Genomic DNA, 2,343 nt, shown 5'->3' on the forward strand with positions numbered 1-2,343 from the left:
ACTTATACTTTATAATATAAAAAAATCGATTTTTGGTTACTATTTATGACATTTTTTTAATTAAAAAGCCAGGTATCCGATGCCTGGCTTTTTTCAGTACAATATCTTAATTAAGAAACCGAGAATATAAATAAAATCAAGAATAAAAAAATAAAGGTTTTATAATTGTAATTATTCCCTAAAGTAAGAATTATATTCAAACTAATATTAGACAAGTTTTAAATCATATTCAAAAAGAAGAACAAGATCATGGTGAAAAGATTTATAATTATATGAATCAACATGGTATGTATAACTAATTTATATTTTTATTCTCAGCATTAATGTTGAGGATTTTTTACATATAAGGAGCTTATATTGAGATTGCAACTGTTGAAAACTCCTAGATTAAAGTATTATCAATTAGTTTGAGAAGTTGTAAAAAGTAAGTTTTTAGCAACAGCGTTACCTGAAGTGTTAACAAAATCATTCTCCGACACGTCGCCCAAAGGCAGATTATCAGCGACATGAAGTGGATTGCCCACATAGTGGCTTAAGCAAAACGAATTTTTTATTCGTAAATTAATATTTATTCCATAATTTTTATTGATTATACTTTGTACAATATGTACAATTTTAATAGATATTATAAAAGAAGGTGTTATTATGAAAAAACATATTAGATTTGCAACAATAGACGATACAGAAAAAATATTATCTATATATGAACCATATATTAAGAATACTGCTATCACTTTTGAATATGACATCCCTAGTTTGGATGAATTCTCTACTAGAATAAAAAATATATGCAAAGACTATCCTTATTTAGTTTGTGAAATAGATGGAAAAATTGCAGGATATGCCTATGCAAACAGAGCTATGAGTAGAGCTGCTTTTAATTGGAATGTAGAACTTTCTATATATATTGATACAAACTATAGAGGACAAGGAATAGGTAAATCCCTATACTCTGCTTTACTTAAAATTTTAACTCATCAAAATATAGTAAATGTATATGCACTTGTAGTTACTCCAAATGAGAGTAGTGAAAAACTTCATAAATACTTTGGATTTGAAGAAGTTGGTCTTCATCCTAATACAGGATATAAGTTAGGAAATTGGCATAATTTATCTTATCTTTGTAAAGTTATATCAAACTTTGATAATCCTCCGAAAAAATTTATAAGCATTAATGATTTGGATAAAAACATAGTTGAAAGTATTTTAAATGAATGTATATAGTTTTTTATAGTTAGTAATAAAAGTTTTCTTAAAATAAAAATAGGCTATTAATAGCCTATTTTTTCATGTAACTAAACAAAACTCTATCAAAATTGTTGATATTTATCAATATTCTTAACCCAATCACTTATGCAGTATTGAAGATGATTTATTAAATTAAATCAAAATTTACTACCCTTTCATATTATTCAACATAAATTTATCTAAATTTGTAAATCCTATATAAAAATGACTTAATTATTATAAACTGGGAGTATAATATGTATTATAAAGAACTAATATTAACCTTGCTGAATATAAATGGAATTGGACGAAAAACAATAAATAATTTATTAAAAGAAAACCTTCCAAAAACACTTGAATGTCATAATATTTTATCTTTCATAAATAAAATAAATAAATTTTCTTTTCTAAAAATAGAAGATATTATTCAATCACAAACTAAAGCAAAAAGTATTATTTCATATTGTAACAAAAATAAAATAGGCATAATTACTATTTTAGATAAAAACTTTCCAAATAAGCTCAAAATAATAGATGATAACCCCGTGCTCCTTTTTTACAAAGGAAATATCAATTGTCTAAATTATACCAAATCCATTGCTATAGTTGGATCTCGATTCCCTAGCATTTATGGAAAAGAATACGCAAATCATATTAGTAGATATTTTTTAGATAAAAATTTTATAATAGTTAGTGGACTAGCTTGTGGATGTGATACTTATGCTCATAAAATATGTACTAGTAGTAACAAAAGAACTATAGCAGTGCTACCTTGTGGAATTAATCACATTTATCCAAAATCCAACATAAATTTATCTAAAGAAATAATTTTAAATGATGGGTGCTTAGTAAGTGAATACTTTCCCAATCAACCACCTTTGAAATATCAATTCATTGAAAGAGATAGGTTACAAAGTGCTCTTTCCATAGGAATAGTTATAATCGAGTGTTCTATAAATAGTGGAACTATGCATACTGTTTACTTTGGCAAAAAACAAAATAAATTAATAAGTTGCTGTATACCCAATAAAAATATAAGTATTGATAAAATTAGTGGCAATAAAAAAATATTAGAAGATAAAAATATAATTCCTATTTATAATTATGATTCTTTAA

At 24.9% G+C, this 2,343-nt stretch carries 3 protein-coding genes; all 3 read left to right on the forward strand.

Going from position 1 to position 2,343, the window contains the following annotated elements:
- The first annotated feature begins 206 nt into the window (after nt 1–206).
- The gene (locus tag J7G74_RS16860; protein WP_334299750.1) at nt 207–299 is read left to right on the forward strand and encodes a spore coat protein; all 93 of its coding nucleotides are present in this window, start codon (nt 207–209) and stop codon (nt 297–299) included.
- Nucleotides 300–645: 346 nt separating this feature from the next.
- On the forward strand, nt 646–1,224 hold the full coding sequence (locus tag J7G74_RS16320; protein ID WP_297137342.1) for a GNAT family N-acetyltransferase: 579 nt from the start codon (nt 646–648) through the stop codon (nt 1,222–1,224).
- A gap of 260 nt (nt 1,225–1,484) precedes the next feature.
- On the forward strand, nt 1,485–2,343 hold an 859-nt coding region (locus J7G74_RS16325), incomplete at its 3' end, for a DNA-processing protein DprA (protein ID WP_297137345.1).

Origin of the sequence: Terrisporobacter sp. (assembly GCF_017888745.1) — a bacterium.
Classification (GTDB): Bacteria; Bacillota; Clostridia; order Peptostreptococcales; family Peptostreptococcaceae; genus Terrisporobacter.